7 protein-coding genes and 1 pseudogene are annotated in these 26,969 nt (G+C 68.5%); 5 read left to right on the top strand and 3 right to left on the bottom strand.

Going from position 1 to position 26,969, the window contains the following annotated elements; all coding sequences use genetic code 11:
• Positions 1-744 precede the first annotated feature (744 nt).
• The 3 genes from CNR27_RS07850 to CNR27_RS07860 all read right to left on the bottom strand — a co-directional run bounded on the left by CNR27_RS07850 (position 745) and on the right by CNR27_RS07860 (position 3,015).
• Complete coding sequence (locus CNR27_RS07850) at positions 745-1,575, bottom strand: alpha/beta fold hydrolase (RefSeq protein WP_096297707.1); 831 nt, start codon at positions 1,573-1,575, stop codon at positions 745-747.
• A gap of 130 nt (positions 1,576-1,705) precedes the next feature.
• Entirely contained in the window at positions 1,706-2,032 is a 327-nt protein-coding gene (locus CNR27_RS07855; protein WP_096297709.1) for an antibiotic biosynthesis monooxygenase family protein, read from the bottom strand.
• Positions 2,029-3,015 carry a zinc-dependent alcohol dehydrogenase family protein gene (locus CNR27_RS07860; RefSeq protein WP_096297711.1) on the bottom strand — a complete coding sequence of 329 codons (987 nt, stop codon included), beginning with the start codon at positions 3,013-3,015 and terminating at the stop codon, positions 2,029-2,031. Before CNR27_RS07860 ends, CNR27_RS07855 begins: the two co-directional genes overlap by 4 nt.
• A 47-nt stretch (positions 3,016-3,062) precedes the next feature.
• Here CNR27_RS07860 and CNR27_RS15565 point away from each other — a divergent pair, with 47 nt between their 5' ends.
• The 5 genes and pseudogenes from CNR27_RS15565 to CNR27_RS07880 all read left to right on the top strand — a co-directional run bounded on the left by CNR27_RS15565 (position 3,063) and on the right by CNR27_RS07880 (position 26,966).
• Positions 3,063-3,230 (top strand): hypothetical protein, encoded by a 168-nt coding sequence (locus CNR27_RS15565; protein WP_157745315.1) that lies wholly within the window; start codon positions 3,063-3,065, stop codon positions 3,228-3,230.
• The gene (locus CNR27_RS07865) at positions 3,212-4,120 is read left to right on the top strand and encodes a LysR family transcriptional regulator (RefSeq protein ID WP_096297713.1); all 909 of its coding nucleotides are present in this window, start codon (positions 3,212-3,214) and stop codon (positions 4,118-4,120) included. Before CNR27_RS15565 ends, CNR27_RS07865 begins: the two co-directional genes overlap by 19 nt.
• Before the next feature lie 121 nt (positions 4,121-4,241).
• Positions 4,242-5,399 (top strand): annotated as a pseudogene (locus CNR27_RS07870) (IS3 family transposase).
• Between the two features lie 592 nt (positions 5,400-5,991).
• A complete protein-coding gene (locus CNR27_RS07875; protein WP_245815571.1) occupies positions 5,992-6,741 on the top strand; it encodes a SapC family protein in 750 nt (249 codons plus the stop codon).
• A gap of 101 nt (positions 6,742-6,842) precedes the next feature.
• The gene (locus tag CNR27_RS07880; protein WP_096297717.1) at positions 6,843-26,966 is read left to right on the top strand and encodes a leukotoxin LktA family filamentous adhesin; all 20,124 of its coding nucleotides are present in this window, start codon (positions 6,843-6,845) and stop codon (positions 26,964-26,966) included.
• Positions 26,967-26,969: the final 3 nt, after the last annotated feature.

Raw genomic sequence — 26,969 nt, forward strand, 5'->3', positions numbered from 1 at the left:
GTAAGAGCAAGCGTCGCGCGGTTTCCGGCCAGGCGCAGCAGCTGGCCCGACGTCCTCCTGAGGACAGGGGAGGGGGCGCCCGCGAGTTGCTGGACCCCCGGCTACCCGATCAACGCTTCTGTCGGAGCAATTCCCATGTCTCGACCACGCAACGAAGGCGTATTGCGCTTCGTCTACCAGGAACCCGGGCCGCTACGAGTCAGGCCGCGCCCCGCGTTGGACAGGCGCGATGCATTGGTGGCTTCTTCCGTCGGACTTTCCAGAAACGCCCAGCCTTCCATTCCGCAACACTCCCGTACGGCGCGCGGCCAGGGAGGTGATGTCCCGACCACACGATATTCGCTTCGAGCCTCCGGTTTGCTCGGCCTCGTGCTCGTGCTCAGCATCTGCGCCGGCGTCGGTCTGCTGGCTGTCGGCGAGTCTTGGGGCCCCAGCGCGGTGGAATCCGCAGGAGCCGCAGCTCCACATGTGCAAGCCACTCCCGTCGACATGCCGATGCGGTCTACATCCACCACACGATCGACACAGGAACCGGGCGGCGTTCTGCAGCCGGCTGGACCGAGCGCAGATCAGCAGCTCCCGGCGCGGAGACTCAATCGACCACCAGGCAGGCGATACCAGGATGGACCTCAACGGTAAGCGCCCGCTCGCCACCGGCAGCTTCCGCGGCACCGGTGCCGCGATCGCGCAGGCTTTGCCAGTGAACGGTGCGGACGCCGCGATTGAGAGGATTCGAGCGCCGCTTCAAGCCCGGGCAAAGGCAAGCAGATCGGCGCTCACCACCTCGGGATGGGTAGCGAAAAAGCCGTGCGAAAGACCCGGATAGGTCTTCAGCGTGCCGTCGCTTACAAGATGGATTGCCTTGTAGGCCGAGTTTCTGATCGGGACGATCTGATCGTCCTCGCCGTGCAGAAACAGGACCGGAACGTTGATGGCCACGAGATCGTCGGTAAAGTCGGTCTCGGAGAAAGCCTTGATGCAGTCGTAGTGGGCTTTCGCGCCGCCAGCCATGCCTTGCCGCCACCAGTTGTCGACCAGGCCCTGGCTGACCTCCGCCTTCTCCCGGTTGAAGCCATAAAACGGGCCGCTGGGAATGTCCCTGTAGAACTGCGCACGGTTCCGGGCAAGTGCATCGCGGAACCCGTCGAAGACCTCCAGCGGAATTCCATCCGGGTTTTTGTCCGATTTGACCATCACCGGCGGGACGGCTCCGATCAGCACCACCTTCGCGACGCGGCCGCGCTCGGCCCTGGCGGCATACCTTGCGACCTCGCCTCCCCCGGTCGAGTGGCCGACATGGACCACATCGTGGAGGTTCAAGGTGTTGACGATAGCCGCGACGTCCGCGGCGTAGGTGTCCATCTCGTTCCCGGCATCCGTCTGGTCGGATCGGCCATGGCCCCGCCTGTCATGTGCGATCACGCGATAGCCGCGCGACAGGAAGTACAGCATCTGACTGTCCCAGTCGTCGGCGCTCAGCGGCCAGCCATGGTGAAACATCACGGTCTGGGCGTCTTTCGGCCCCCAGTCCTTGTAGAAAAGCCTGGTTCCGTCCGGTGTGATGGTGATTGACATGGGAGGTTCTTCCGAGTGAGCGGGGATGGGTTCGAGTGCTGACCCTACAAGGCGCTTCGGCAGCGGATGGCGCTCAAGCTGCGGTCCGGTCACCGATCTTGCGCATAGGTCGGTGCCCTGTGCTCCCGGTTCAGAAGTTTTCGTGACCACCGCTTGGTGGCGGCGAGAAGCGCCTGGACGGCACATGGACGACGGTGGGTTCGCCGGCCAGGAACGGAGTGAGCGCAGCCATGAATCCGGCGTGCGCATCACTGGGTTCGAAGCCCTCCACATGTGCCGCCAGATCCCGCCAGTCGACTTCGAGCAGATACAGATCGTCCTGGTCCAGCGTGCGGACCAGGCGATGCTGCAGGTGGCCTTCCGCGCTCCGAAGCAAGGGCGCCACACCGTTGAAGGCCGTTTCGAACGCGCTGTTCGTGTGTTGGCGAATACGCAGCAACGCCAGTTCGGTGATCATTGCGCGCCCGCCACGTCGATGGCCACCTTGCCGCGCAGGCTGTGCCGCGCGCCATTCTCCAGCAGCTCATGGGCATCACCCATGCGCGCCAGCGGAAGCACCGCGCCGATCACCGGCTTCACCTGCCCACGCTCCACCAGACGGGTGAGCGCGTCGAGCTTGCCGCGGTTCTGGCGGGTGAAGACGAAGTGGTAGGCCGCGTTCTTCCCCCAGGCCTCGATCAAATTCTGCGGCGAGGCAATGTCCACCAGACTCACCACGCGGCCGAAGTCGGCGAGCGCCAGGGGGCTGCGGGTCAGCGTGTCGCCACCGATGGTGTCGAACACGACATTGACACCTTCGCCCTTGGTGATCTCCTGCACGGCATCCACATAATCCACCGAGGTGAAATCGATCGTCTCGTCCGCCCCGAGTTGCCGCACGAAGGCGTGATCCTTCGCTCGCGCGGTGGTGATCACCCGTGCGCCCATGGCCTTCGCCACCTGGATGGCCAGCGAGCCCACGCCGCCGGCTCCGCCGTGGATCAGGATGGTTTCGCCCATGGCCAGCTGGGCGCGGGTGACGAAGGCTTCCCATACCGTCCCCCCGGCCAGGGTCAGGCTGGCTGCTTCGAGGTGGCTGATGTTCTCCGGCTTGCGGCCCACGAGGTCGACGTCGGCCACATGCTGCTCGGCGTAGGAACCCCAGCCGCTGAAGATCTTCGGCGTGTAGTACACCGCGTCGCCCGGTCGGAATTCGGTCACGTCCGAGCCGATCTCCTCGATGACACCCGAGACGTCATGCCCGGTGATCGTCGGAAGCGACACATGCGCGGCGTAATCGCCGCGGCGAATCTGGTAGTCGAGCGGGTTCAGCGCCGTCGCATGCACGCGGACCCGCACCTGGCGCGGTCCAACGGCCGGCACGGCGACATCCCGCATTTCGAACGAATCGGCGGCATCGCCGAAACGGGTCAACACCATGGCCTTCATCGTCTGGCTCATCGGGGGTCCTTGAAGTAGCCACGTCGGTGGCGGTAGGCCATGCTCGCGTGCTCCTCGTTGTGCCGGTAGCTGGCGCCGGACTGAATCAGCTTCAAGCAAATCTTGAAGCTGCGGCGCTCATGCACGTGATTACTGCTCAAGTGATCGATGATTCGGCGATCATGGAGTGCAAGCCGGTTACCTCTCAGGCGGGAACATGGACTTTCGTGATCTGACTCTTTTCGTACGCGTCGCCCGTCTCGGCAGCATCAGCGCCGCTGCGCGCGACCTCGGGCTCACGCCCGCAGCGGCCAGCGCCCGCCTGGCATCGTTCGAAAAGGAGCTAGGTGCGCGGCTGGTGCACCGGACCACCCGACAGACGACGCTGACCGAGGACGGCAGCGCGCTGTTGCCGCATGCCGAGCATCTGTTGGATGCGGCCGCGACGGCCCGTGCGGTGCTGGGCCGGGAGCAGTTGTCGCCGCGTGGCGTGCTGCGGGTCGCGGCGCCGTCGTCGTTCGCGCGCTTGCACATCGTGCCCGCGCTGCCCGACTTCATGGCGCGCTACCCCGATCTCCGCCTCGACCTGCGGATCTCTGACAGCGTGGTGGATCTGGTCGAAGGCGCATTCGACGTCGCGGTGCGCTATGCAGACCTTGCGGATTCGTCGTTCGTGGCCAGGCGCCTCGCGCCGGATCGACGGGTGCTCGTGGCGTCGCCCGCTTACCTCGCCCGGCACGGCGCACCCGCATCCCCCGGTGATCTTGACCGGCATGCGTGTCTGGTGGTCGGGACACTCGATCTGTGGACGTTCCGCGATCCACACGGGGAGGTCATCGCGAAGCAGGTCGTGCCTGCCTTGCGCATCAACGATGGCACCGCGGTGCGCGATGCGGCTTCCGCGGGGCTCGGCATCGCACTGATGGCCACCTGGGTGGCGGCAGACGCACTGCGCAGCGGCGCGCTGGTGCCGGTACTCCGTGACTTTCCGCTGGTCTCGACGCAAACCCTCTGGGCGATCTACCCCAGCGCCCGCGAACTGGCGCCCAAGGTGCGGGTGTTCATCGACTGGCTGGTGGCGCAGTACGGTCCGCAGCCGCCGTGGGACCGGGAGCTACCGGTGTGATCGGCCCATCACTTGAGCGCGCGCGCCTGCGGCGAGCCATCGGGTGGTTCGATCGCCCGGGGTTCTACCCCGATTTCGCGGACACATCCATCAAGGCTCACACTGAGCAAAAGGAGTGTCTATGTCGAAGCGCAAGCGTTACAGCCCCGAGTACAAGCGAGAGCTGGTTGATCTGGTCCGGCGATCGAAGACGAGCTGCCGTCAGATCGGTCTGGAAGTGGGGGTCAATCCGAACATGCTCACCCGGTGGGTGCGCGAAGCCGAGGCCGAGGGCGGCAAGGCGTTCCCCGGCGGCGGCACACCCCGCGATGAAGACATCGCCAGGCTCAAACGCGAGCTGGCACGGGTGACGAAGGAGCGGGATTTTTTAAAAGACGCGGCAGCGTACTTCGCGAAGCAGTCACCGAACGGTACGCGGTGATTGAGCGCTGCCGCAGCCACTATTCCATCGGAATGATGATGTGCCGCTGCCTGGACGTGTCGACCAGTGGCTTCTACGGCTGGATCGGCCGCAAACCGGGGCCGAGGGCGCGCGCAAACGCGCATGTGCTTGAGCGTATCCGACAGTTTCACGAGGACAGCGGCAGCGTGATCGGCGCACTGCGCATGCACGAGGATCTGGTGGACGAGGGTGAACAGATCAGCCTCAATCGCGTCGCCAGGCTGATGGCGGGCGCCAATCTGCAGGGATGCCCAACGCAGGAAGCGTCGCTTCGGCGGCAAGCCGGGTGCACGCCCGGTGGGCATCGAGAACCGGCTCGATCGCGACTTCAATGCCAGCGAACCGGAGACCAAGTGGGTCACCGACATCACCGAGATCGCGACAGTGGAAGGCAAGCTGTACCTGTGCGTAGTGGTCGATCTCTACAGCAAGCTGGTGGTGGGCTGGTCGATGCATCACCGGCAGGACCGCCACATGGTCGTGCGTGCGGTGCAGATGGCGGTGTGGCAACGGCAGAGCAGCGCCGAAGTCACCCTGCATTCGGATCGCGGCGGCCAGTTCATCAGCGGCACCTACCAGAAGTTCATGGGCGGAAACGCATTGGTGAGCAGCATGAGCAAAGTGGGTCACTGCGCCGACAACGCCGCATGCGAAGGCTTCTTTGGATTGCTCAAGCGTGAGCGCGTACACCGCCGAGACTACCGAACCCGCGACGAGGCGCGTGCGGACTTGTTTGATTACCTCGAGCGGTTCCACAACCCGCGCATGCGCCGTAGAGTAGCCCGCCGTGACCGGGCGTTTTCAGCCTTAATCAAACCGTCCGCGGGAACGGGGTAGACCCTCGAGTGCTGACCCTACAAGGCGCTCCTGCAGCGGATGGCGCTCAGCTGCGGTCCGGTTACCGATCTTGCGCATAGGTCCGTGCATTGTGCTCCCGGTTCAGAAGTTATCGTGACTACCTCCTGTGAAGCGCTGAGGAGCGCCTGAGGCGGGAAACGGGAGCCGGGAGAGCGGAGGGCGGCGGGTCGCCTCCCAGGAGTGGGCGGGTACCATGCACCTCGCGTGCGCATCGCCGGTCTCGAAGCCGGCCACGTCTGGCCGGGAGCCGATTAGGGGGGCGGATTCGATCTCGGGGCGTGTTCTGGGGAAGAGGGGGTTGGCCAGTGCGAAGTCGCGCGTATGCAGCCGCTGAATGCGCGATATGCAGGGGCAGGTGCGCTGAGGCCGGGCTGATGCAACGCACGGATGTACTTCCCCTGACGCACTGCTTTTGGAGTGAGCAGGCGGTGTAGTGAGGCGTGCGCCTCTGGCTCGAGCTCGCATTCAGAAAAAAAGTGATGAAAAGTCTCCGGGGCGTGATGGGAATGTGATGCTTTTTACGGTTTAAGAGGGACAGGGGGACGTCCGTTCCATCCACGAAGGGATCCAAGTGAAGCAGCTGCTCATCTACGAACGTCCGGTTCAGCTGAACCGGGTGACTCATCGCCACCATCGGGTGGTCGCTACGCCCGGCGATTTCAGCTTCGCCGCCGAACTCAATTCCGTACCACTGGCCTGCGTGGAGTTCACCCCGGTTACGCGCGAGTATCCGATTCTCTTCGCCGGCAACAGCGTCGATGCGGTGGTGCCGGCGGCCCTGCTGGGTCTGCGCAGCCAACAGAATCTGATGATCGACGACGGGGGTCGCTGGGTCGAAGGCGCCTATGTGCCGGCCTTCCTGCGCCGCTATCCCTTCGTGCTTGCCGAGCGTGATGACGGGGAGAGCGAGTTCACTGTGTGCCTGGATGAGACCCACATCTGCGAGGGCGGCGAGGCGGGTATGCCACTGTTCGACGAAGAGGGCCAGGACAGTCCTCTGTTGAGCAATGCGCTGAACTTCCTGCAGGAATACCAGGTCCATCTGGCTCGCACACGCGAGTTCAGCGCCACTCTGGCCAGCCACGAACTGCTGGTTTCGCGCCAGGTGAACGTCCAGACCGCGGGCGGGGAGGCGTTCTCGCTGGATGGCTTCTTCGTTGTCGACGAGGAGAAGCTGCGCGGACTCAAGGGCAAAGCGCTGCAGGAGCTGGCACGTTCCGGCGACCTGGGGTTGATCTACGCGCATCTGCTGTCGCTGGGCAATGTGGACCTGCTGGTCCGCGCGCTGGACAGCCGGTCGGCCACCGCCGCCACCCACTGACCCCGAACGCTTTCCATCATTGAGAACGGCAAGGCCTGCGCCTTGCCGCCGATCTTTCGCAGCCTGCGCCTGTTGCCGCCGGTCGCACCCCGGAGCCTGTCATGAATCGTCGCGACCCTTCGTCCCGTCTGCCCTCTTCCATGCTGGTTGCGCCCGGCGGGCGTCGACTGCGTGTCGCCGGCCTGTCCATGGCGATCGGCTCCGCGCTCGGTCTGACCCTCTCCGGACAGGTTGCGGCCGGCGACGCGGGGAGTTCGATCACCACCGACGGTCGCACCGGCACCACGGTGAACCGCGTCGGCGCCGACCCGCACTGGCAGGTGAACACGACGACGGTCAAGGGCCGGCATGGGCAGGAGGTCGCCTTCAATTCGTTCCGCCAGTTCGGCATCGAGGCCGGACAGACGGTCGACCTGGTGTTGCCCACGCACAACCAGGAACAGGTGCGCAATCTCGTCAATCTTGTCAACGACGCGCGCGCCTACATCAACGGCAACCTCAACAGTGTGCTGGAAGCGAGCGGCGAGGTCGGCGGCAAGGTGTTCTTCGTCGCCCCTGACGGCCTGCTGGTGGGAAGCACAGGCGTGCTCAACGTCGGCTCGCTGTCGGTGGCCACGGCCAACCGCAGCACGATGGACGACATCCTCGGCGCGGGTGACAGCCTCGACGGCCTGATGTACGGCACCCTCAAGCCCGAACAGCTCACCCGCTCGGGGACGGTGCAGCTCGACGGTACGGTCAACGCACAGAATGGCATCCGCGTGCAGGCGCGGGCAGTCGACGTGACGGGCACGCTGTTCGTGGCGGCCGGTCCGCGCACCGCCGCCGACGATCTGCTCACCGTCGATGCCGCGGTCAACACCGGCGCCGGCCAGGCGCTGGCCCTGGTCAACGATGGTGGGCGGATCCAGCTGCGCGCCGCCGCGATCTCCGACACCGGCCTGGGCGTGCGTAGTGCCGAGGCGACGGTCACCGTGAGGGGCAATGCCCAGCTGACGGCAGACGACATCGAGTTGACCGCGAATGCGGTGATCGATTCCGGCTACGACAAGGATGGGGCGGTGTTCGACGAGCTGAAGGCCGATCTGGTCAACAGCGTCACCGATAGCGCGAACCTGGTCGATCTGGGCGATGCCCTGGTGAATCTGGGCGCGGACAAGATCCTCGGCGAGCAGATCTCATTCCTGCACGGCACCACCACCGCGCGAGTGGAGGTCAAGGACGCGGCGACGCTGGACGCGCGCAACGACGTGACGCTGCACGCGAGCACGCGCCAGCGGATCGACAACTCGGCTGCCGGTAAAGCCTACGAGGACGGTGAGTTCGTGCGGGATGCGGACGGCAAGCCGATGCTCGATGCCGACGGCAACGCCATCCCCAAGCAGCACAAGCTCAGCCTGGGCGCGGCCTACGCGCAGATCGACGCCACCAGTGAGGCCGTTGTGCGTTCCGGCGCCACGGTGCGCGCTGGCGGCGCCGTCGCGGTGAAGGCCGATGCCGATACCACGCTCAAGCTGGCGGCCGAGTCCTTCGCAGTGAACAACACGACCGCTGCGTTCACTGCGGCGATCAGCAACGTCAATGTCGATACCCGAGCGGTGATCGAGGCGGGCAGCGCGCCGTTGCAGGCGGGCAGCGTCAACGTGTCGGCGGTCAACACGACATCTCTGGACACCTCGGCCATTGCGCGTACCGACCAGAATGGCGCCGTGGGGCTGGCGGCCGCGATCAGCCTTCAGGACATCCAGGCGCAGGCGCAGTTGGACCGCGATACGGTCACGCGTAGCGGCGACGTGACCGTGCAGGCGGCCAATGTCACCACCCGCAACCGGACCAGCACATTGATTGCGGCGCCCGAAAGCGACCCGGCGCCGGGGCAGGAGCAGGTGGAGGCGATCAGCAGAGGCAGCGACGGACTGATGGGCGCCGCGCAGTCGCTGGTCGGCGCCGGTATCGGCTCGGCCCTGTCCAAGCTCGGTCAGAGCGACGACGCCACCCCGCCGCCGCCCACCCAACCTACGAAGGCGGCGCCGTTCCGCTTGGGTGGCGCGATCAGCGTCGTCCATGGCGACCACGCCGCTTCTGCCGGGATCGGCGCGCTAACCACGGTCGATAGCGCAGGCGCCATCGTCGTCGACAGCCAGGTCATCGACGCCCAGATCGGCAATCACGCGATGAGCAACGTGCTGGCCAAGGGCAAGGGTGCCGACGGCTCGGCGTTCTCGCTCTCGGGCGCGGTCAACATCGCCAATCTGACCCACGAGGCGCAGACCCTGGTGGGCAGCGCCGCCGAATTGACCGCGCAGCGCATCGGCCTGTCGTCCGATGTGCGGCTGCCGCGCGACTTCAGCGCGCTTACCGGCGCGGTGCCGGATTTCAGCAGCTTCGACGCATTCAAGACGTCCATCTCCGCCGCCAAGGATCTGGTCACCGATCCGTCCGATCTGTTCGCCTCCTATGCGGCGGCGCGAGGATCGGCCGAGGAGGTGGGGATCGGCGGTGCGGTGAGCTGGTTCAAGGCCAGCAACCGCGCGCGCACCGATGTGGCCAGCGGCGCGTCCCTGGCCACCCGTGACACCAGCGGCGCGGCCTGGACCGCGGTATTGGACGGTGTGGATCATGCCGGCGACCTCCGAAGCCGCAGCTTCGATGCCGCCGCCGCACTGCGAGCCACAACCGATGTGACCGCGCTGCACGCCGCCGGCGATCTGGCGCTGAAGAACCTCAAGGACAGCAACGTCGGCAAGGGCGGCGCGGCTCTGGGCGGCAGCGTCGGCTACATCGATTACGAGAACACCGCCGCGGCGATCATCAACGACAGCGTGACTGTCGAGACCGGAGCGGGCGCGCTGCAGGTGGAGGCGATCAACCGCGAGACTGTCGTCGCGCTGGCCCTGCAGTCCGGACAGGGTGGCAGCATCGGCGTCAGTGGCACCGCGACCGCGCTCGATCTGGACAGCACCACGCTGGCCGGCATCAGCAATCGTGCTGACATCCGTGCCGGCAATGTCGGCATCCGCGCCGAGGAAGACCTGTTCGTGTGGTCGGTGGCCGGTGCCGTGGCAATGAGCGACAGCGTGTCCGTCGGCGCCAGCGTTGCCTACCAGCAGATGGACACCGATACCCGCGCCTTCGTCGGCTTGGTGCCCGACGAGTTCGCCACGGGTGACCGCAGTGCCGCCGGCGGGGCGATCACCACGGGCGCACTGGCCGTCAACGCCACCAGCGTAGGTCTCGCCGGTGCGGTCGCGGCCGCCGGCGCGGTCGCCAAGAGCAGCTCCGAGCAGCTCCAGCAGCAACAGGCGGCTCTGGCCCAGCAGCAGAACGCGGAGAACCCCGGGTTCCTCGATTCCCTCAAGACGCGCGCGCTGGGGAAGGTGAACGCGCTGGAAGATATGGCCAGTAAGGCCGACAGCAGCGGCACCGCCGGCCTCACCGAATACTTCGACAAGGCGAAGGGAATGCTCGGTTCGGGCAGCGGCGATGCTGGGCAGGGCGCGCAAACGCCGCAGCCCAAGTTCGGGATCGCGGTCTCCGGCAGCGCGACGGTCAACCGCTCACGGCAGAACACCCGGGCCGACATCGACTCGGCGGTGATTCGCGATGGCAGCGGTGACGGTGTCGAGCTCGACATCGCAGCGCTCAACCGCAGCCTGCTGGTCAGCGTCAGCGGTGCCTTGTCGGTGGCAGCGGCGGGCTCCGACAACAATCAGGGCAGCGCATCGCTCGCCGGTGGCGTCGCCTACGGCGACATCCGCAATACCACGATCGCCGAGCTGCGCGGGAGCCACGTCGAGGACGCAGGCGATGTGCGCGTGAGCGCGCGCAACGAGAGCGAACAGGTCAACGTTGGCCTGAGCGTGGGCGTCAACGCCTCGAGCGACCAGAGCACCGCCGGCGCCGGTGCGATCTCCGCCACGGTGGCGATGTCGAAGAACGCCACCCGTGCCGGCATCCACGGCGGCAGCCTCACCGGCCTGGCTGGCGCGGGCGGAGATGTCGATGTGACCGCGGTCAACGAGTCGAAGATTGCCAACGGCGGCGGTGCACTCTATTTCGGTGGCAAGGCCGGCCTGGGCGCGGCGGTGACCTACGCGGAGGTGGGCGACGACACCCGGGCCACGATCAGCGGCACGCATATCGATGCGGTGGAGGACGTGCGCGTGCGTGCGGCGGATGCTTCGCGCATCGTGGCGGCCGCTGCCAGCGGCGGCGCGTCGACACGCAATGACGGCGTGGCCATTGCCGGTTCGGTGCTGGTGAATCGGATTGCCAACCAGACCGTGGCGAGCATCGACGGCGGCACGGTCATCGACGCCGCCGGCGATGTGGAGGCTTTTGCCGGTACTGCCCGCATCGAGGACGTGCGCGCGCAGGGCGACGGCTGCGACTCGCGCTTCTCGGTCGACTACTGCGGCACCAGCGTCGGCGCCATCGAGGTCGACGCCAACGCCGACACCGCCAGCAGCGAAGACACCGGGGTCGATGCGGCCGGCCGCAACGACGCCCGCAGCTCGATTATCGCCGTGGCGGGCATGGTCCAAGTCGGTGGCAACAACGCTGGCGTGGCATTCGCCTACAACACCATCGAGAACGCCCACGTGGTGTCGGTGAACGACGCCGCGATCAACGCACGCCGCATCGCGCTGACCGCCGCCGACAGTGCTGACATTCTGGCCGTGAGCGCCGGTATCGGCGGCAGCACCGGCAACTTCACCGGTGTGGGCAGTGCGTCCTACAACGCCATCGGCAACACCACCGCGGTGTTGGTCGGACGCAGTCTGGTGGACGCCCAAGGCTTTGCGCCGCGCGCTGGTGCCCAGCTCACCGCGGACAGCATCCGCCTCGATGCCACCGATTCTGCATTTATCGGCTCGCTCGCGGGCGCCGCGACGCTGGGTTCCAAAGTGGCGGTGGGCGCCGCACTGACCATTAACGACATCGGCAACACCACTCTGGCCCTGGTCGACGCAGCTGATGTCGATGCCGGTGCTGGCGCGGTGCGCGTTGCGGCCTCCAACACCGCGGAGATCCTGTCCGGCGCGGTGGCCGCGGGCGCCGCCGGCAATGTCGCAGTCCAGGGTTCGGTGGGCTGGGGCAACATCTACAACCACGCCGAAGCGGCCTTGAGCGGCGGCACGTTGACTGCAGGCAGCCTGGGCGTGGATGCAGGCAACGACTCGAAGATCCACACCCTCGCCGGCGCGGTGGCCGGCGGCGGCACGGCGGCCATCGGCGCGGCGATCAACGTCGTCAGCATCGGCGACCAGACTCTGGCCGACGTCGACGGCACCGCGTTGGACATCTCCGGCGCACTGGACGTCACCGCGGCTTCGGCGGCGACCACCAAGACCCTGGCCATTGCGGGGGCGTTCGCGGGCACCGCCTCGATCGCCGCCAGCAACACGACCAACCTGCTCGACACCACCACCCAGGCCCGCTTGCACGATGTGCGCGGACATGGCGACGGCATCACGGGTCCGGTGACGGTTCGTGCCGAAACCACCGGCAAAAACTACTCGCTCGGCGGAGCGCTTTCCGGCGGTGGCACTGTCGGGGTCGGCGCGGCCAGCAGCGTGAACGACATCGGCGGGCGCACCACGGCGCTGGTCGAGAACGCTGCATTGGGCAATGCGACCACGCTCACCATCGACGCGAGCAACCGCAGCCTGGTGCGCACCGCCGCGGTATCGGGGGCGGGCGCAGGCACAGCGGCGGTATCGGGCAGCGTCACCACCAACCGGATCAGCTCCGACACTTTCGCCCATCTCGCCGACAGCACGCTCGCCAACGAGCAGGCCGATGTCGTGGTGCGCGCACGCGACGCACGTGACATCGACTCGCTGGCCGGCGCCGGCGCGGTGGCCGGCAGCGTCGGTGTCGGCGCGGCCGTGGCCTACAACGACATCGGCGGCAGCACCGCGGCTGTGGTCGGCGGCAATGCACTCGAGCTCGATGTGCGCAATCTGCTGTTGCAGGCCGACGCAGCGGGTGCCGCCGGCAGCCCGGGCAATCGCATCCGTACCGTGGCAGCTGGCCTGGGCGGGGGCGGTGCGGTGGGCGGCGCGGCCTCGGTGGCGGTGAACCGCATGCAGGGTACGGTCTCGGCGCGCATCGAAGACGGGGCCGCCATCCTCGCCAGCGACAACATCGGTGTGCTGGCCGCACAGGCTCAGCAGATCGATGTCTACGCCGGCAGCATTGGCGCGGGTGTTACGGCCGGTATCGGCCTGGGCACGGTGGTGAATCTGGTGGATGGCGTGACCGAGGCTTCCATCACCGGTGCCCGGACCCGGGTGACGGCGCTGGGTCTGGGTGATGCGTTGCGGGGTGTCGATAGCGGCGTACGCGGCAGTCCCAACACGCACAGCAACCGCCAGGACGCGACCAACCTGTCCTTCGATGCCGTCGATCTGTCGACCGGGCGTGTGGACGTGCATGGCCTGGCGGTCAACGCGTCGACACGGCAGCGGGTCAACACCCTCGGCGTCAGCGCTGCCATCGGCACCACGCCGATCGCCAGTGGCGCGGTGTCGGTCATGGCGGCGGTCAACGACATTGCGGGGCGCACGTCGGCGACGATTGAAGATGCGCAGATCAACCAGCATGGTCTGGGCGGTCAAGTCGATCCCGATGGGGAAAGCGACAGTCTCGCGGCGGCCGGGCAAAGCGTAGACCTGCGGGCCAGCCACCATGTGGCCTCGGCCAACTATGTGATGGGCATCGCCGCTAGTCCGGGCGTGTTCTCCGGCGCGGGCGCGTTGTCGACCAACCGCTTCGACAGTCGGGCGAGTGCCGGCATCGTGGGCGCGAAGGTCCGCGCGGCCGATGCGGTGACCGTCCAGGCGCAGTCCAGCCAGAACGCGCTGGCCCTCGTCGCGGGCGCCGCGGCCGGCCTGACCGGTGGCGCGGCCACCGGGGTGGTCAACCACTTCACAACCAATACCCGCGCACATGTGCTCGGCGGCGATCTCCAGGCCGGTGCGCTCCAGGTCGCGGCCGCCAGTGACAACGCGGCATCCCTGGTGGGCGGCGCCGGCGCGCTGGGCGGGATCGCAGTTTCGGGAACCGCGCTGGTCAACATGGGGAGTTCGACGACCCTCGCCCAGGTGGGCGAGGCGGGGCGCAGCACTGCCATCGATGTGTCGCGTGAGGTCGACGTTCTCGCGCGCAGCCGTTCTGATTTCAACGGCGTCGCGATCAGCGGCGCGGGCGGCGGCGGCGCCGGCATCGCTGGCATGGCGCAAGTGCACCTGCTGGAGAACGACACCCGCGCCCTGGTCAGCCACGCGTCGATCGACGCCACCGACATCCATGTAAAGGCCCAGGACATCCTGGAGCTGTCCGCGTTCTCGGGCGCCCTGGGCGTGGGGATCGCAGGCGGCGGTTTCGGCGCCGGCGCCTCGGTGGCCATCCTCGGAAGCAGCGTGCGCGCCGACGTGGAGGACAGCCGTCTGGTGGCGGGCAACCACGTCGAGGTGGAAGCGCACTCCGACCGCGATGTGGACATGGTCACCCTGACCGGCGGCGTCGGCGCAAGCGTCGGCATCGGCGGCGCAGCGTCGTTGTTGCTGGCGGGTGTCGGTGGCATTGGAGACAGCGCCTCGGAACTCGGCGGCACCTTTGCCAGCCTCAAGCAGCTGGGCAGCGGCCAGAAGGTCGATGCGGCTGCGCTCGAAGGCACGCTCGGCGGACAGGGCGCCGCTACGCTCAACGACCGCGCGCAGCTGGACATCGGCAACCTCGCAGGTCGGGGCGACCTGGTCCGGGCCAGCATCACCCGCGGGAGCGTGCAGGCGCGTGATCTCGACGTCGTCGCAGAGACGCTGATGCGCAGCCAGCAGACCGTCGGCGGAGTCGGTGTCGGCGGTCTGGGTCTGGGCGGCGCGTTCGGGATGACGGGGCTGTACGGCAGTACCCAGGCCTTGCTGTCGGCCGACAGCGTGCGCGCCGGATCGGTCGACGTGCACGCAAGGGCAGGCGATGGCCTAGCGGGTCTCGCCGCGGGACTGGATGTCTACGCCGGTGGCGCTGGCCTCGTGGGGCTGGGCGCGGCGATTGGCACGGCCCGGCTGGAGCAGTCGGTCACCGCGGCAGTTGTGGGCGACCTGCAGGCAGGCAACCAGGGCCAGTCGCTCGATGTGCAGGCCAGCGACGCCAGCACGCTGGATGTCAATGCCACCGGTATGGCGGCCGGTGCGCTCGCGGCCGGTGCGGTGGTAGCCACGGCGGTGCGCGATACGGACGTGCAGGCCTGGCTGGCCGACAACAGCACGCTGACCGGCTTCGGCAACGTGACGTTCCGCGCCACGTCCACCGGCGGCGCGCACGCGCAGTCCCTGGGCGCAGCCGGCGGCGTACTGGCCGGCATGAGCGCCGCTGTTGCGCTGGCAGACGACAGCTCCGACGTGCAGGCATGGCTGGGCGAGCGCAGCCGCATCTCGGGTGTCGGCGGTGGTGTCCAGGTACATGCCGAGGCCACCCCCGATGTGTCCGCCCGGTCGGTCGGCGCAGTGGTCGCCGGTGGACTGGCTGTGGGTGCCGCCGTGGCCGAGGCCACGTCCAACGCCACGGTAGGTGCCCAGCTGGGCCGTGGCGTCGTGCTGTCGAACCGGGGTGCGCTGGACGTACTGGCCAGTGTCGACGGCGGCAGCGTGGCTGCTCACGCGACCGCTGGCGCCGGCGGTCTCTACCTCGCCGGTGCAGGTGCGTTCGCCACGGCCGCCAGCCACAACACGGTCGTGGCGGCGCTCCAGGACGATGTGGTGGTGCAGGGCGAAGCGTTCGTCCGTGACGGCGTGACCGACTACGCGCGCGCAGGCGCGGTCGATGTGCACGCGGTCAACAACAGCGCCCAGCGCGCCGAGGCGACCGGTCTGAGCGCGGCTGGCCTGCTCGCGGCAGGTGTGGTCAAGGCAGACACTGCGTCGGCCGCCACCACGGGTATGACGTTGGGTGAGGGCGCCGTGCTGTATGCGGGTATCACCAGGCTGTCCACCACGGGTCGCGACGACAATCTCGCAACGGCAACTGCCGGCACCGGTGGTGTACTGGCGGGCAACGCGGCGGTGGCAACCACACGTGCCACCAGCAATACCCGCTTGGCCATTGGCCGCGACGCTGTGCTGGACGTGGATCGCCTCGATGCGCATGTCGTGCACGACAGCCGCTACGGCGGCCGTGCCGACAGCACCAGCGCTGGCGTGCTTAACGCCAGTGGCGCGACGGTGGGGAACATCGCCGCTGCCGACGTCGTGCTGGAGATCGGTCGGGACGCGCAGATCGTGACCGGCGGAGATCTGACGCTGCATACCGACAACAACTACGCCAACCTGCTGGACGGGGAGCTGGCGGCAAGCGCTGCCGGGGGCGGCGTGCTGACCGGTAGCGCCTCGGAGGTCACCGCGCAGCTTGATGGCAGCAGCAGCATCGACATCGGGCAGGGCGCGCTGCTGCGCTCGGGCGTCGCGCCTGGCAATGGAGATGCCGGCGTGCTGGACATGGTCGCCAGCACGCGCGCCAGCACCGATGACCGCGCCGGTCTGACCACCGGAGGTGCAATCAACGTCGCCGTCGTCAAGGCGCGCACGGATGCCAGGTTTGTCAACCGGGTGGACATCGGCGAAGACGCGCGCCTGCAGAGCAACGCGATGCTCAACGTAGGGACCTATGCAGCCACCGATATCGGCGCAACCGCGCTGGTCAACACGTGGGGCGTACTCGCGGCGGTCGGCATTTCCGACGCCGACGTCGACCTGCACGTGGATCAGCAGGTCAATGTGGCCAGCGGTGCCAAGCTTGAATCGCTGCACAATGCCTTCGTTTCGGCGGGTCAGGACGGCATGAACGGCTGGACCTCGCGCCTGGGCGCGAACGCGGTCTCGCACGGCTACAGCCGCGGCCTGATCGCGGTGCCAGATTCGGCCGCTTCGTCCACCGTGGACAGCCGTGCCCATACTGCACTCGCGAGCGGCAGCGAACTGCTCAGCGGCGCATTCGTATCACTGGGCGCCTACGGCGAGAACGTCTTCCGCAATGCCGACGGCGCCGCCACCGGCTACCAGATCGGCTTCATCCCGGTCACCGAGCGTGACAGCGTCAGCCGCGGCGCGACCGAGGGGAACGTGCTGATCGACGGCCGTGTCGTGGCAGGGCGCTACAACGTGCTCGACATCGACATCGACAGCGACGGCGTGCTGACCAGCCGCGGTGGCCCCGGCGGCGACGTGCTGCCATTCCACACCGGTCGCGAGCTCAGCAGCGCACTCCAGGCACGGCTCAACGCGGCGGGCATTCACGACTTCGACGCGGTGGCCGGCAGCGCCCAGCACACGCGGACGATCGGCGATCTCTACGCCGCTGGCGGCGACGTGATCCTTTACGGCCGCAATATCAGCGGCAGTGGCTCGGTCACTGCCCAGGGCGCGCCGCGCATCACGATCACCAACCGCAGCACCGACAACCTGCTGCTGGCTGGCGACATCCTGGTGCCCGATTACAGTGGCGGCAACGTGTTGTTCACCGGCAACAGCAACCAGGCCGGTGGCGTGGGCGTCCACCAGAATCCGGGGCAGAGCAACGCGTTGGTCAGCGTCCGCAACGAGGCGGGAAGCGGCAAGGGCGCGATCGCTGCAGGCGGCCTGATTTCGGTGACCGGCGGCACCTTGGACATGTACAACGCCCTCGGGAACATCCAGAGCTGGGGCGAACAGCTGGCGGAAAGCGTCACCATCAACGCGCCCGAGGGCGAGGTCGGCTACAACCTCGGTTCAGCCAACTGGTACGGCAATCTCGTGAGCTCCCTGTGGGCGCAGCACTCGCTGGCCTCGAGGATCACCAACCCCGACGACGCTGCCGCCTACATTGCCAATGCGCAGTACGGCGCCGCGGCGGCCTCGGCGGGCATGAGCCTGACCGACTACCTGCTCTACGGCACCGGCAACTCCAGCAGCAACCGCAGCATCCTGGTCTACGGTGCCTGCCGTTACCGTGTCGGCGACAAGGACTGCACGGCCTCGGCGCTCGGCGGCCAGTACCACGACGGCGGCGTGGTGTCGCGCTACAGCCACAAGAACACCAACTATCTGCCCACGGTCAACAGCCGCAACCTGCGCAACCGGCTGACCTTGCAGCCCGACGATGTCACCAACGCCAGCTTGGGGAGGGTGCCCAGTACCGGTAGTGGCGTGAACGCCGGCAGCGGAATCAAGATCACCGCCAACCACATCGACGTCAACGTCGCGCTGAAGGCCGGTCGGCCGGTCGACTATTCGGCCGTCCTGGTCGAAAGCCAGGCGCTGCGGCTGTGGATCCAGGGCAAGGACGCGATGGCCGGCAAGGGCCTGTTCGACGTGCCTGCAGAGTTCATAGCCGCCGGCGCAGGCTCCACGCGCATCGCGCTCAAGTACGACTCGCTCAATCGGCAGTTCATCGTGCCCGACATCTCCGCAAATGGTGGGGGCTCGATCTATCTCGATGGCCGCATGGTCAGCACGTCCACGGTTGGCTCGCTGAATGTGGTCAGCGGCAAGGGTTCGGTGGTCATCGACAACGGCTTGGCGGATGTCGGCTTGCAGCTGGGCGACATCCTGGTCGGCAACGGTGCCCCGGGCCAGATCACCATCCGTGATCGGGAGCGTGGTATCGCATCCTGGTATCTGCGTGACAGCAGTGGCCAGGTTCGTGGCTACCAGAGTGGCAATGTCGATGCCGCGGACTGGAAGACACCGGGCGTGACCGCCCTGCAGGACGTGGGCGGCTACGACCCGCGTGCGGGCATGTATGCCCGCTGGACGCAGAACGCCCGGATCGCCCGAAATATCCATGTTGCCGCCAACGGCGTGGCGACAGCTGAAAACTGGCGCTGGGTGGATTCAAACGGGAACACGCTCTACAACGGGCAGCAGTGGTCGTCCTCGGGCGTGAGTTACGGTCATCAGGCCGATGGCGTCCCGCTGTTCGAGTCGCAGTTGACCGGAAGGTTCAGCAACTACTACGACTCGGGCGTTCACTACGGCTGCGAGAGCAAGAACCCGCGCGACTGCAACTACGGGTTCCCGGCTAATGACCAGTTCAACGAAAATGGCAGTTGGCGCACGCTCTGGTACCAGAGTGCGCCGCGCAGCGGCACGCTCACCGTCACCAATACCGCCAAGGCCGACAACCGTATCGGCATCAATTTCAGCGCAAATGATGCCGGCCTGCTGGACGTGGGGTCCGGGCAGACGATCCGCATCAACGGCGTGCTCAAGAACACCGATGGCCGCACGCTCCTGACCAGCCGTCATGGCAGCATCGTCAACGGTTCGAGTGATGCCAGGATTGTCACCAACCAGCTCACGCTCGACGCCGCCGGCAGCATCGGCAGCATCGTCGGCGCCCCGATCGGGGGGGCGTCCAATCCGCTGGCGGTGCAGATGGTGCCCTACACCGATGCCAACGGTGGCACGGTGGCCGCCGGCAACCTGGTGGCGCGCGCCGGGGGTGATGTCGCTCTGGACGTCGACTCGGCTGCCAAGGTGCTGATCAACGCCGGCACCGGCAGCACGCGAGGCGATGTCTGGCTGCGCGCCAAGTACGACATTGACGGTGCTGCGAGCGGACGCAGTGCATCCATCACCGGCGCCGACATCACATTGCACAGTGTCTACGGGGGAATCGGTGCGCTGTCGCGCCCCCTGGTCATCGACGCGGGTGAGCGCGTGCGCAGCGATGGACTGCTCGAGGGCGGGCAGGTGTGGGCACGCGCCACCGGTGACATTGCCCTGAGCGATATCGGTGGCGACTTCTGGGTGCGGCGTGTCGAATCCCTGGCGGGCGATGTCATGCTGGAAGCCCCGGCGGGATCGATCTACAGCGGCGCCCAGCGCGGCGCTTCGGACTTCCTGACCGAAAGCCAGCTGGCCAGCCTGCGCGACAACCTCAAGCTGTTCCAGGGCGGCGGCGCGCAGTCGATCCTCAGTTACCAGAGCCAGGTCGACGCCGGTTACGCCGAGTACTTCCAGCTCAAGGCCTTGGGGAACGTGGTTGATGGCCACTTCGTGGCCGGCAGCCGCGCGATCGAGCTGTTCCGGTCGATGGCGCAGGCCGAGCGCGGTAGCGCGCTGGATGATACCGGCGTGGCCGACTATCTGGCCGAGCGCTTCGAACGCCTGGGCACGGTGTTCACCGACGCGTTCGGCAAGGACTGGCAGCACGAATCGATGTTTGCTGCCTTCGATGCGCAATACCGCTACGACCTGGCCGACAGCAGCGCCGACAGCGTGTTGGTGGCTGCGCGCAAGGCCGCGCTGCGCGAAGGCATGACGGCCGAGTCGCAGTGGACCCAGGCCCAGCTCCGGAATGTGTTCAATGCCAATGCGCTGGAGCCGTCCACCGGCTCGGCGCTGGATGCCGAGCCGGTCATCAGTGGGCGCGATGTCACCCTGCGGGCCCGCGACGACCTCGGGCGCCTGGACAAGGACTACATCGTCAGTCTGGAAGATCTGGCCTCCGGAAATCTTGACGCCGACACCATGCTGGCGATGCGCCTGGCGACCACGCCGGGCGATGTGCAGATGCTTGATGGCGCCGGCAACGTGCTGACCGCCGAGCAAGTACGCAATGATGCCGTCGTGGACTCGCTGCGCGTCCGCAGCACGGCGCCGGTGGTGCTGGCCGCCACCGGTGAAGTGGAAGCCGAAGCGGGCTCGGATGCCTACGTGCACGGCAGCACATCGCTGGCCCTGCGCAGCTTCACCGCCGGCGGTGATGCGCGCATCGGCAGCGATGGCGACATCACCGATGCCGCGGGCAGCGGTGTGGGCGCGACGCTGGTCGTCGGTCGTGATCTGAGCCTGTCCGCATTGCGCAGCCTCATGGGCCACGATGGCCAGCCCTTGCGCGTACAGATCAATGGCCGACTGCTGCTGGCGAACGCGGGCGAGCATGTGCGTCTGGCCCAGCAGTCGGGCGACCTGCGTATCGGCATCGTCAACGCCAACCGGGATGTGGTGCTGGATGTCGAGGGCGGCAGCCTGTTGTCTTATCTGAAGGGTGTGGCCGCCCTGGCCGGTCGCGACATCGTCCTGAGCGTGCGCGACGACATCCGCGATGCCGACGGCAGTGCGCTGGCGCTGCGCATCGTGGCGGGAGGCCAGCTCGATGGCTCGGCCGGCGGCAGCGTTCGTCTGAGCAGCGATTTCGACCTGCCACTCGGCACGCTGACCACCGGTGGTGATCTGCAACTGCTCAGCAGTGCTGGCAGCGTCCGCGCAGCGCAGCTGCGCGCAGGCCGCGACCTCCAGGTCACCGGCTACAGCGGCGTCGCGCTGGACCGTGCCGAGGCCGGCCGGAGCGCCACCGTGAGCGCTCCGGTGGGCGACATCCGGATTGACGACCTGCGCGCCGCGTCGGCGACGCTTAATGCCGGAGGCGCGCTGCAACTGGGCGACGCTGCGATCGACGACGTGTTGCGGATCCTGTCGATCCAGGGCACCTCGCTGGCCGCCGGTGCGGCGGTCCATGCTGGCGACCGCGTCGAAGTGGACGCAGCCGGCTTCGACATGGGCACCGGCAGCCGGCTCAGCGCCGGCCGTGTGGTGGATGTGCGCTCCACGAGCGACATCCGCCTGGGTCAACTGGCGGTGACCGGCAATGCGCCGGACAACACCGTGATGCTGCATGCGGACGGACGCATCGAGTCGAACGGCGATGTCGCAGTCAATGTGTCCGGCGGCAGCTATGTGCATGCGAGCCTGGAGGCGGGTACGGGCATCGGTGATCCCACCCAGGCGCTCTCTGTGGATGTCGGGCAGCTCGTGATGGCCCGCAGCGTGCAGGGCGACATCCACCTGCAGCTGCCCAACGGCGGTGATGTGCGGGAGGTCCATGCGCTTGCGGGCAAGGTGGCGCTGGATAGCGGCGCGCATCTGCAGGCCCATCGGGTCCAGGCGGGCACGGACGTGCGTGTGCGTGCACGGTCGGCGGATATCGAAACCGTTCTCGCCGGCGGCGCGCTGCAGGTGGACGCCGATGGCGCGCTCACCGTTGGGGATCTGCGTAGCGGTGGCAACGCAAGCCTGTCCAGCGGCGAGCAGTTGCGGGTGGATACCGGCGCCGTCGGCGCCGATGCGACGCTGACCAGCGCCGGCGACATGGCGATCGGATCGCTGCAGAGCGGTGGGACGCTGGCAGCGACTTCTGGCGCGGCGCTTGCCGCGCAGGCGCTGACGTCCGGTGGCGCGATGCGGCTGGATGCACGCGAGGCACTGGACGTGCAGACGCTCGCCAGCGCGGGTGACCTGGAGGCCGTGGCCGGTGGCCGGCTCGCGCTCGTCGACACTGCCGTGGCCGGCGATGCCCGCATCGACGGCGCCGCGGACGTGCAGCTGGACACGCTGCGGGTGGACCGCACGCTGGTGGCCAATGCCGGCGGCCTGCTGGCGCTCGGTAGCGGCGCCGTTGGCGCCGATGCGATGCTGACCAGCGCGGGCGACATGGCGATCGGATCGCTGCAGAGCGGTGGGACGCTGGCAGCGACTTCTGGCGCGGCGCTTGCCGCGCAGGCGCTGACGTCCGGTGGCGCGATGCGGCTGGATGCACGCGAGGCACTGGACGTGCAGACGCTCGCCAGCGCGGGTGACCTGGAGGCTGTGGCCGGTGGCCGGCTCGCGCTCGTCGACACTGCCGTGGCCGGCGATGCCCGCATCGACGGCGCCGCGGACGTGCAGCTGGACACGCTGCGGGTCGACAGCACGCTGGTGGCCAATGCCGGCGGCCTGCTGGCGCTCGATAGCGGCGCCGTTGGCGCCGATGCGACGCTGACCAGCGCCGGCGCCATGGCGATCGGATCGCTGCAGAGCGGTGGAACGCTGGCAGCGACTTCCGGCGCGGCGCTTGCCGCGCAGGCGCTGACGTCCGGTGGCGCGATGCGGCTGGATGCACGCGAGTCACTGGACGTGCAGACGCTCGCCAGCGCGGGTGACCTGGAGGCCGTGGCCGGTGGCCGGCTCGCGCTCGTCGACACTGCCGTGGCCGGCGATGCCCGCATCGACGGCGCCGCGGACGTGCAGCTGGACACGCTGCGGGTGGACCGCACGCTGGTGGCCAATGCCGGCGGCCTGCTGGCGCTCGGTAGCGGCGCCGTTGGCGTCGATGCGACGCTGACCAGCGCCGGCGCCATGGCGATCGGATCGCTGCAGAGCGGTGGAACGCTGGCAGCGACTTCCGGCGCGGCGCTTGCCGCGCAGGCGCTGACGTCCGGTGGCGCGATGCGGCTGGATGCACGCGAGGCACTGGACGTGCAGACGCTCGCCAGCGCGGGTGACCTGGAGGCCGTGGCCGGTGGCCGGCTCGCGCTCGTCGACACTGCCGTGGCCGGCGATGCCCGCATCGACGGCGCCGCGGACGTGCAGCTGGACACGCTGCGGGTGGACCGCACGCTGGTGGCCAATGCCGGCGGCCTGCTGGCGCTCGGTAGCGGCGCCGTCGGCGCCGATGCGACGCTGACCAGCGCCGGCGACATGGCGATCGGATCGCTGCAGAGCGGTGGAACGCTGGCAGCGACCTCCGGCGCGGCGCTTGCCGCGCAGGCGCTGACGTCCGGTGGCGCGATGCGGCTGGATGCACGCGAGGCACTGGACGTGCAGACGCTCGCCAGCGCGGGTGACCTGGAGGCCGTGGCCGGTGGCCGGCTCGCGCTCGTCGACACTGCTGTGGCCGGCGATGCCCGCATCGACGGCGCCGCGGACGTGCAGCTGGACACGCTGCGGGTGGACCGCACGCTGGTGGCCAATGCCGGCGGCCTGCTGGCGCTCGATAGCGGCGCCGTTGGCGCCGATGCGACGCTGACCAGCGCCGGCGACATGGCGATCGGATCGCTGCAGAGCGGTGGAACGCTGGCAGCGACTTCCGGCGCGGCGCTTGCCGCGCAGGCGCTGACGTCCGGTGGCGCGATGCGGCTGGATGCACGCGAGGCACTGGACGTGCAGACGCTCGCCAGCGCGGGTGACCTGGAGGCTGTGGCCGGTGGCCGGCTCGCGCTCGTCGACACTGCCGTGGCCGGCGATGCCCGCATCGACGGCGCCGCGGACGTGCAGCTGGAGACGCTGCGGGTGGACCGCACGCTGGTGGCCAATGCCGGCGGCCTGCTGGCGCTCGGTACCGGCGCCGTTGGCGCCGATGCGATGCTGACCAGCGCGGGCGACATGGCGATCGGATCGCTGCAGAGCGGTGGGACGCTGGCAGCGACTTCTGGCGCGGCGCTTGCCGCGCAGGCGCTGACGTCCGGTGGCGCGATGCGGCTGGATGCACGCGAGGCACTGGACGTGCAGACGCTCGCCAGCGCGGGTGACCTGGAGGCCGTGGCCGGTGGCCGGCTCGCGCTCGTCGACACTGCCGTGGACGGCGATGCCCGCATCGACGGCGCCGCGGACGTGCAGCTGGAGACGCTGCGGGTGGACCGCACGCTGGTGGCCAATGCCGGCGGCCTGCTGGCGCTCGGTAGCGGCGCCGTCGGCGCCGATGCGACGCTGACCAGCGCCGGCGACATGGCGATCGGATCGCTGCAGAGCGGTGGAACGCTGGCAGCGACCTCCGGCGCGGCGCTTGCCGCGCAGGCGCTGACGTCCGGTGGCGCGATGCGGCTGGATGCACGCGAGGCACTGGACGTGCAGACGCTCGCCAGCGCGGGTGACCTGGAGGCCGTGGCCGGTGGCCGGCTCGCGCTCGTCGACACTGCTGTGGCCGGCGATGCCCGCATCGACGGCGCCGCGGACGTGCAGCTGGACACGCTGCGGGTGGACCGCACGCTGGTGGCCAATGCCGGCGGCCTGCTGGCGCTCGGTAGCGGCGCCGTTGGCGCCGATGCGATGCTGACCAGCGCCGGCGACATGGCGATCGGATCGCTGCAGAGCGGTGGGACGCTGGCAGCGACTTCTGGCGCGGCGCTTGCCGCGCAGGCGCTGACGTCCGGTGGCGCGATGCGGCTGGATGCACGCGAGGCACTGGACGTGCAGACGCTCGCCAGCGCGGGTGACCTGGAGGCTGTGGCCGGTGGCCGGCTCGCGCTCGTCGACACTGCTGTGGCCGGCGATGCCCGCATCGATGGCGCCGCGGACGTGCAGCTGGACACGCTGCGGGTCGACCGCACGCTGGTGGCCAATGCCGGCGGCCTGCTGGCGCTCGGTACCGGCGCCGTTGGCGCCGATGCGACGCTGACCAGCGCCGGCGACATGGCGATCGGATCGCTGCAGAGCGGTGGAACGCTGGCAGCGACCTCCGGCGCGGCGCTTGCCGCGCAGGCGCTGACGTCCGGTGGCGCGATGCGGCTGGATGCACGCGAGGCCCTGGACGTGCAGACGCTCGCCAGCGCGGGTGACCTGGAGGCCGTGGCCGGTGGCCGGCTCGCGCTCGTCGACACTGCCGTGGACGGCGATGCCCGCATCGACGGCGCCGCGGACGTGCAGCTGGACACGCTGCGGGTGGACCGCACGCTGGTGGCCAATGCCGGCGGCCTGCTGGCGCTCGGTACCGGCGCCGTTGGCGCCGATGCGATGCTGACCAGCGCGGGCGACATGGCGATCGGATCGCTGCAGAGCGGTGGAACGCTGGCAGCGACCTCCGGCGCGGCGCTTGCCGCGCAGGCGCTGACGTCCGGTGGCGCGATGCGGCTGGATGCACGCGAGGCACTGGACGTGCAGACGCTCGCCAGCGCGGGTGACCTGGAGGCCGTGGCCGGTGGCCGGCTCGCGCTCGTCGACACTGCCGTGGACGGCGATGCCCGCATCGACGGCGCCGCGGACGTGCAGCTGGACACGCTGCGGGTGGACCGCACGCTGGTGGCCAATGCCGGCGGCCTGCTGGCGCTCGGTAGCGGCGCCGTCGGCGCCGATGCGACGCTGACCAGCGCCGGCGACACGCGGATTGGTGTGCTGGAAGGCGGTGCCAACCTGAGCGCGAATGCCGGCGCCGACATCCGCGTCGCACACGTCGGCGTCGACGGCTCGATGGCCCTGAACGCCGGCCGCTCCATCGACGTGGGTAGTGCGCGCATCGGCACGGACGGCCTGTGGACGGCCGCTGCCGACATCGATGCCGATGACGTCACCGTGGGATGCAACTTCAGCGGAAACGCCGGGGCCTCGGTGACCATCGGCACGCTGCAGGCGGGCTGCAACCTGGCGATTGGCTCGGGCAGCAGTCTGCTGTTCGAGCGTCTGCGGGCCGAGCGCGATGTCGCCGTGGCAGCGCGTGGCGCGGACGTGGGCGGCGGTGATATTGACGCCGGGACCGCCCTGCAGATCGATGCTGCCCGCGACATCCGCATCGGAAGCGCGCGCGCGGGGACGACACTGCGCGCCGACAGTGGTGCGGCGCAGAGCTGGAACCGTTACCAGGCCGGCACCGCCGCGCGCCTGCACGCCGGCGCCGATGTCGGCGTCGGCGAGGGCCAGAGCGGCGCGGCGCAGTCGATCCTCGCCGGTGGCAGCATCGCCTTCGATCGTGTCGATGCAGGTACAACCGCAACGATGGACGCGCAGGGCGGTGCACTGACCGGCGGTCGCTTGCAGGCCCAGTCCGGAAACCTGGCCGCCCGTGACACCCTGTCGCTGGCCTCGGCGATCGTGGACACCCGTCTGAACCTGTCTGCCAATGACGTCCAGGCACAGGTGCTGCAGTCGCTCGACGGCGGGGGTGCACTGACCACTACGTTGACCGGTTACCGCAACGGCGCAGCCCGGCGGCTGGTAGTGGACGTGCAGCCGCGTGACGCCTGGCTGATCGACAGCTTGCGGGCGATGGATGCGCAGCTCACCGGGTCGACGGATCAGGTGACCATCGAACACGGATACGTCGGGCGCACCATGCGCCTGACCACGCCGACGATGGGGGTGCTGATGGACAACACCAGCCCGGTGCTGCGCCCGGCCGACGTGCAGCTGCTGCAGCTCGACGGCCGGTTCACACTCACCGCCGACGGCAGCGTGCTCGCCACCAACGCATTTGTGGTGCGTTTCAGCGATGGCTTCCGGGTGCTCAGCACGAACTACAACCGCGATCACAGCGACGGCAGCCTCGATTATCTGGGCGAAAGCGCCTTGCGCTACATGGGACGGATGCTGCAGCTGCCCGAGCGAGAAGACGTCACGCCGGTCATTGCGCCGACGGACGCCGATGAGGCGGCCGCCGACGTTGTGACGTCGGTTGCCGGAGATGTCGCGATCAACCTCGGAACCACATACTGATGA

Origin of the sequence: Luteimonas chenhongjianii (assembly GCF_002327105.1) — a bacterium.
GTDB lineage: Bacteria > Pseudomonadota > Gammaproteobacteria > Xanthomonadales > Xanthomonadaceae > Luteimonas > Luteimonas chenhongjianii.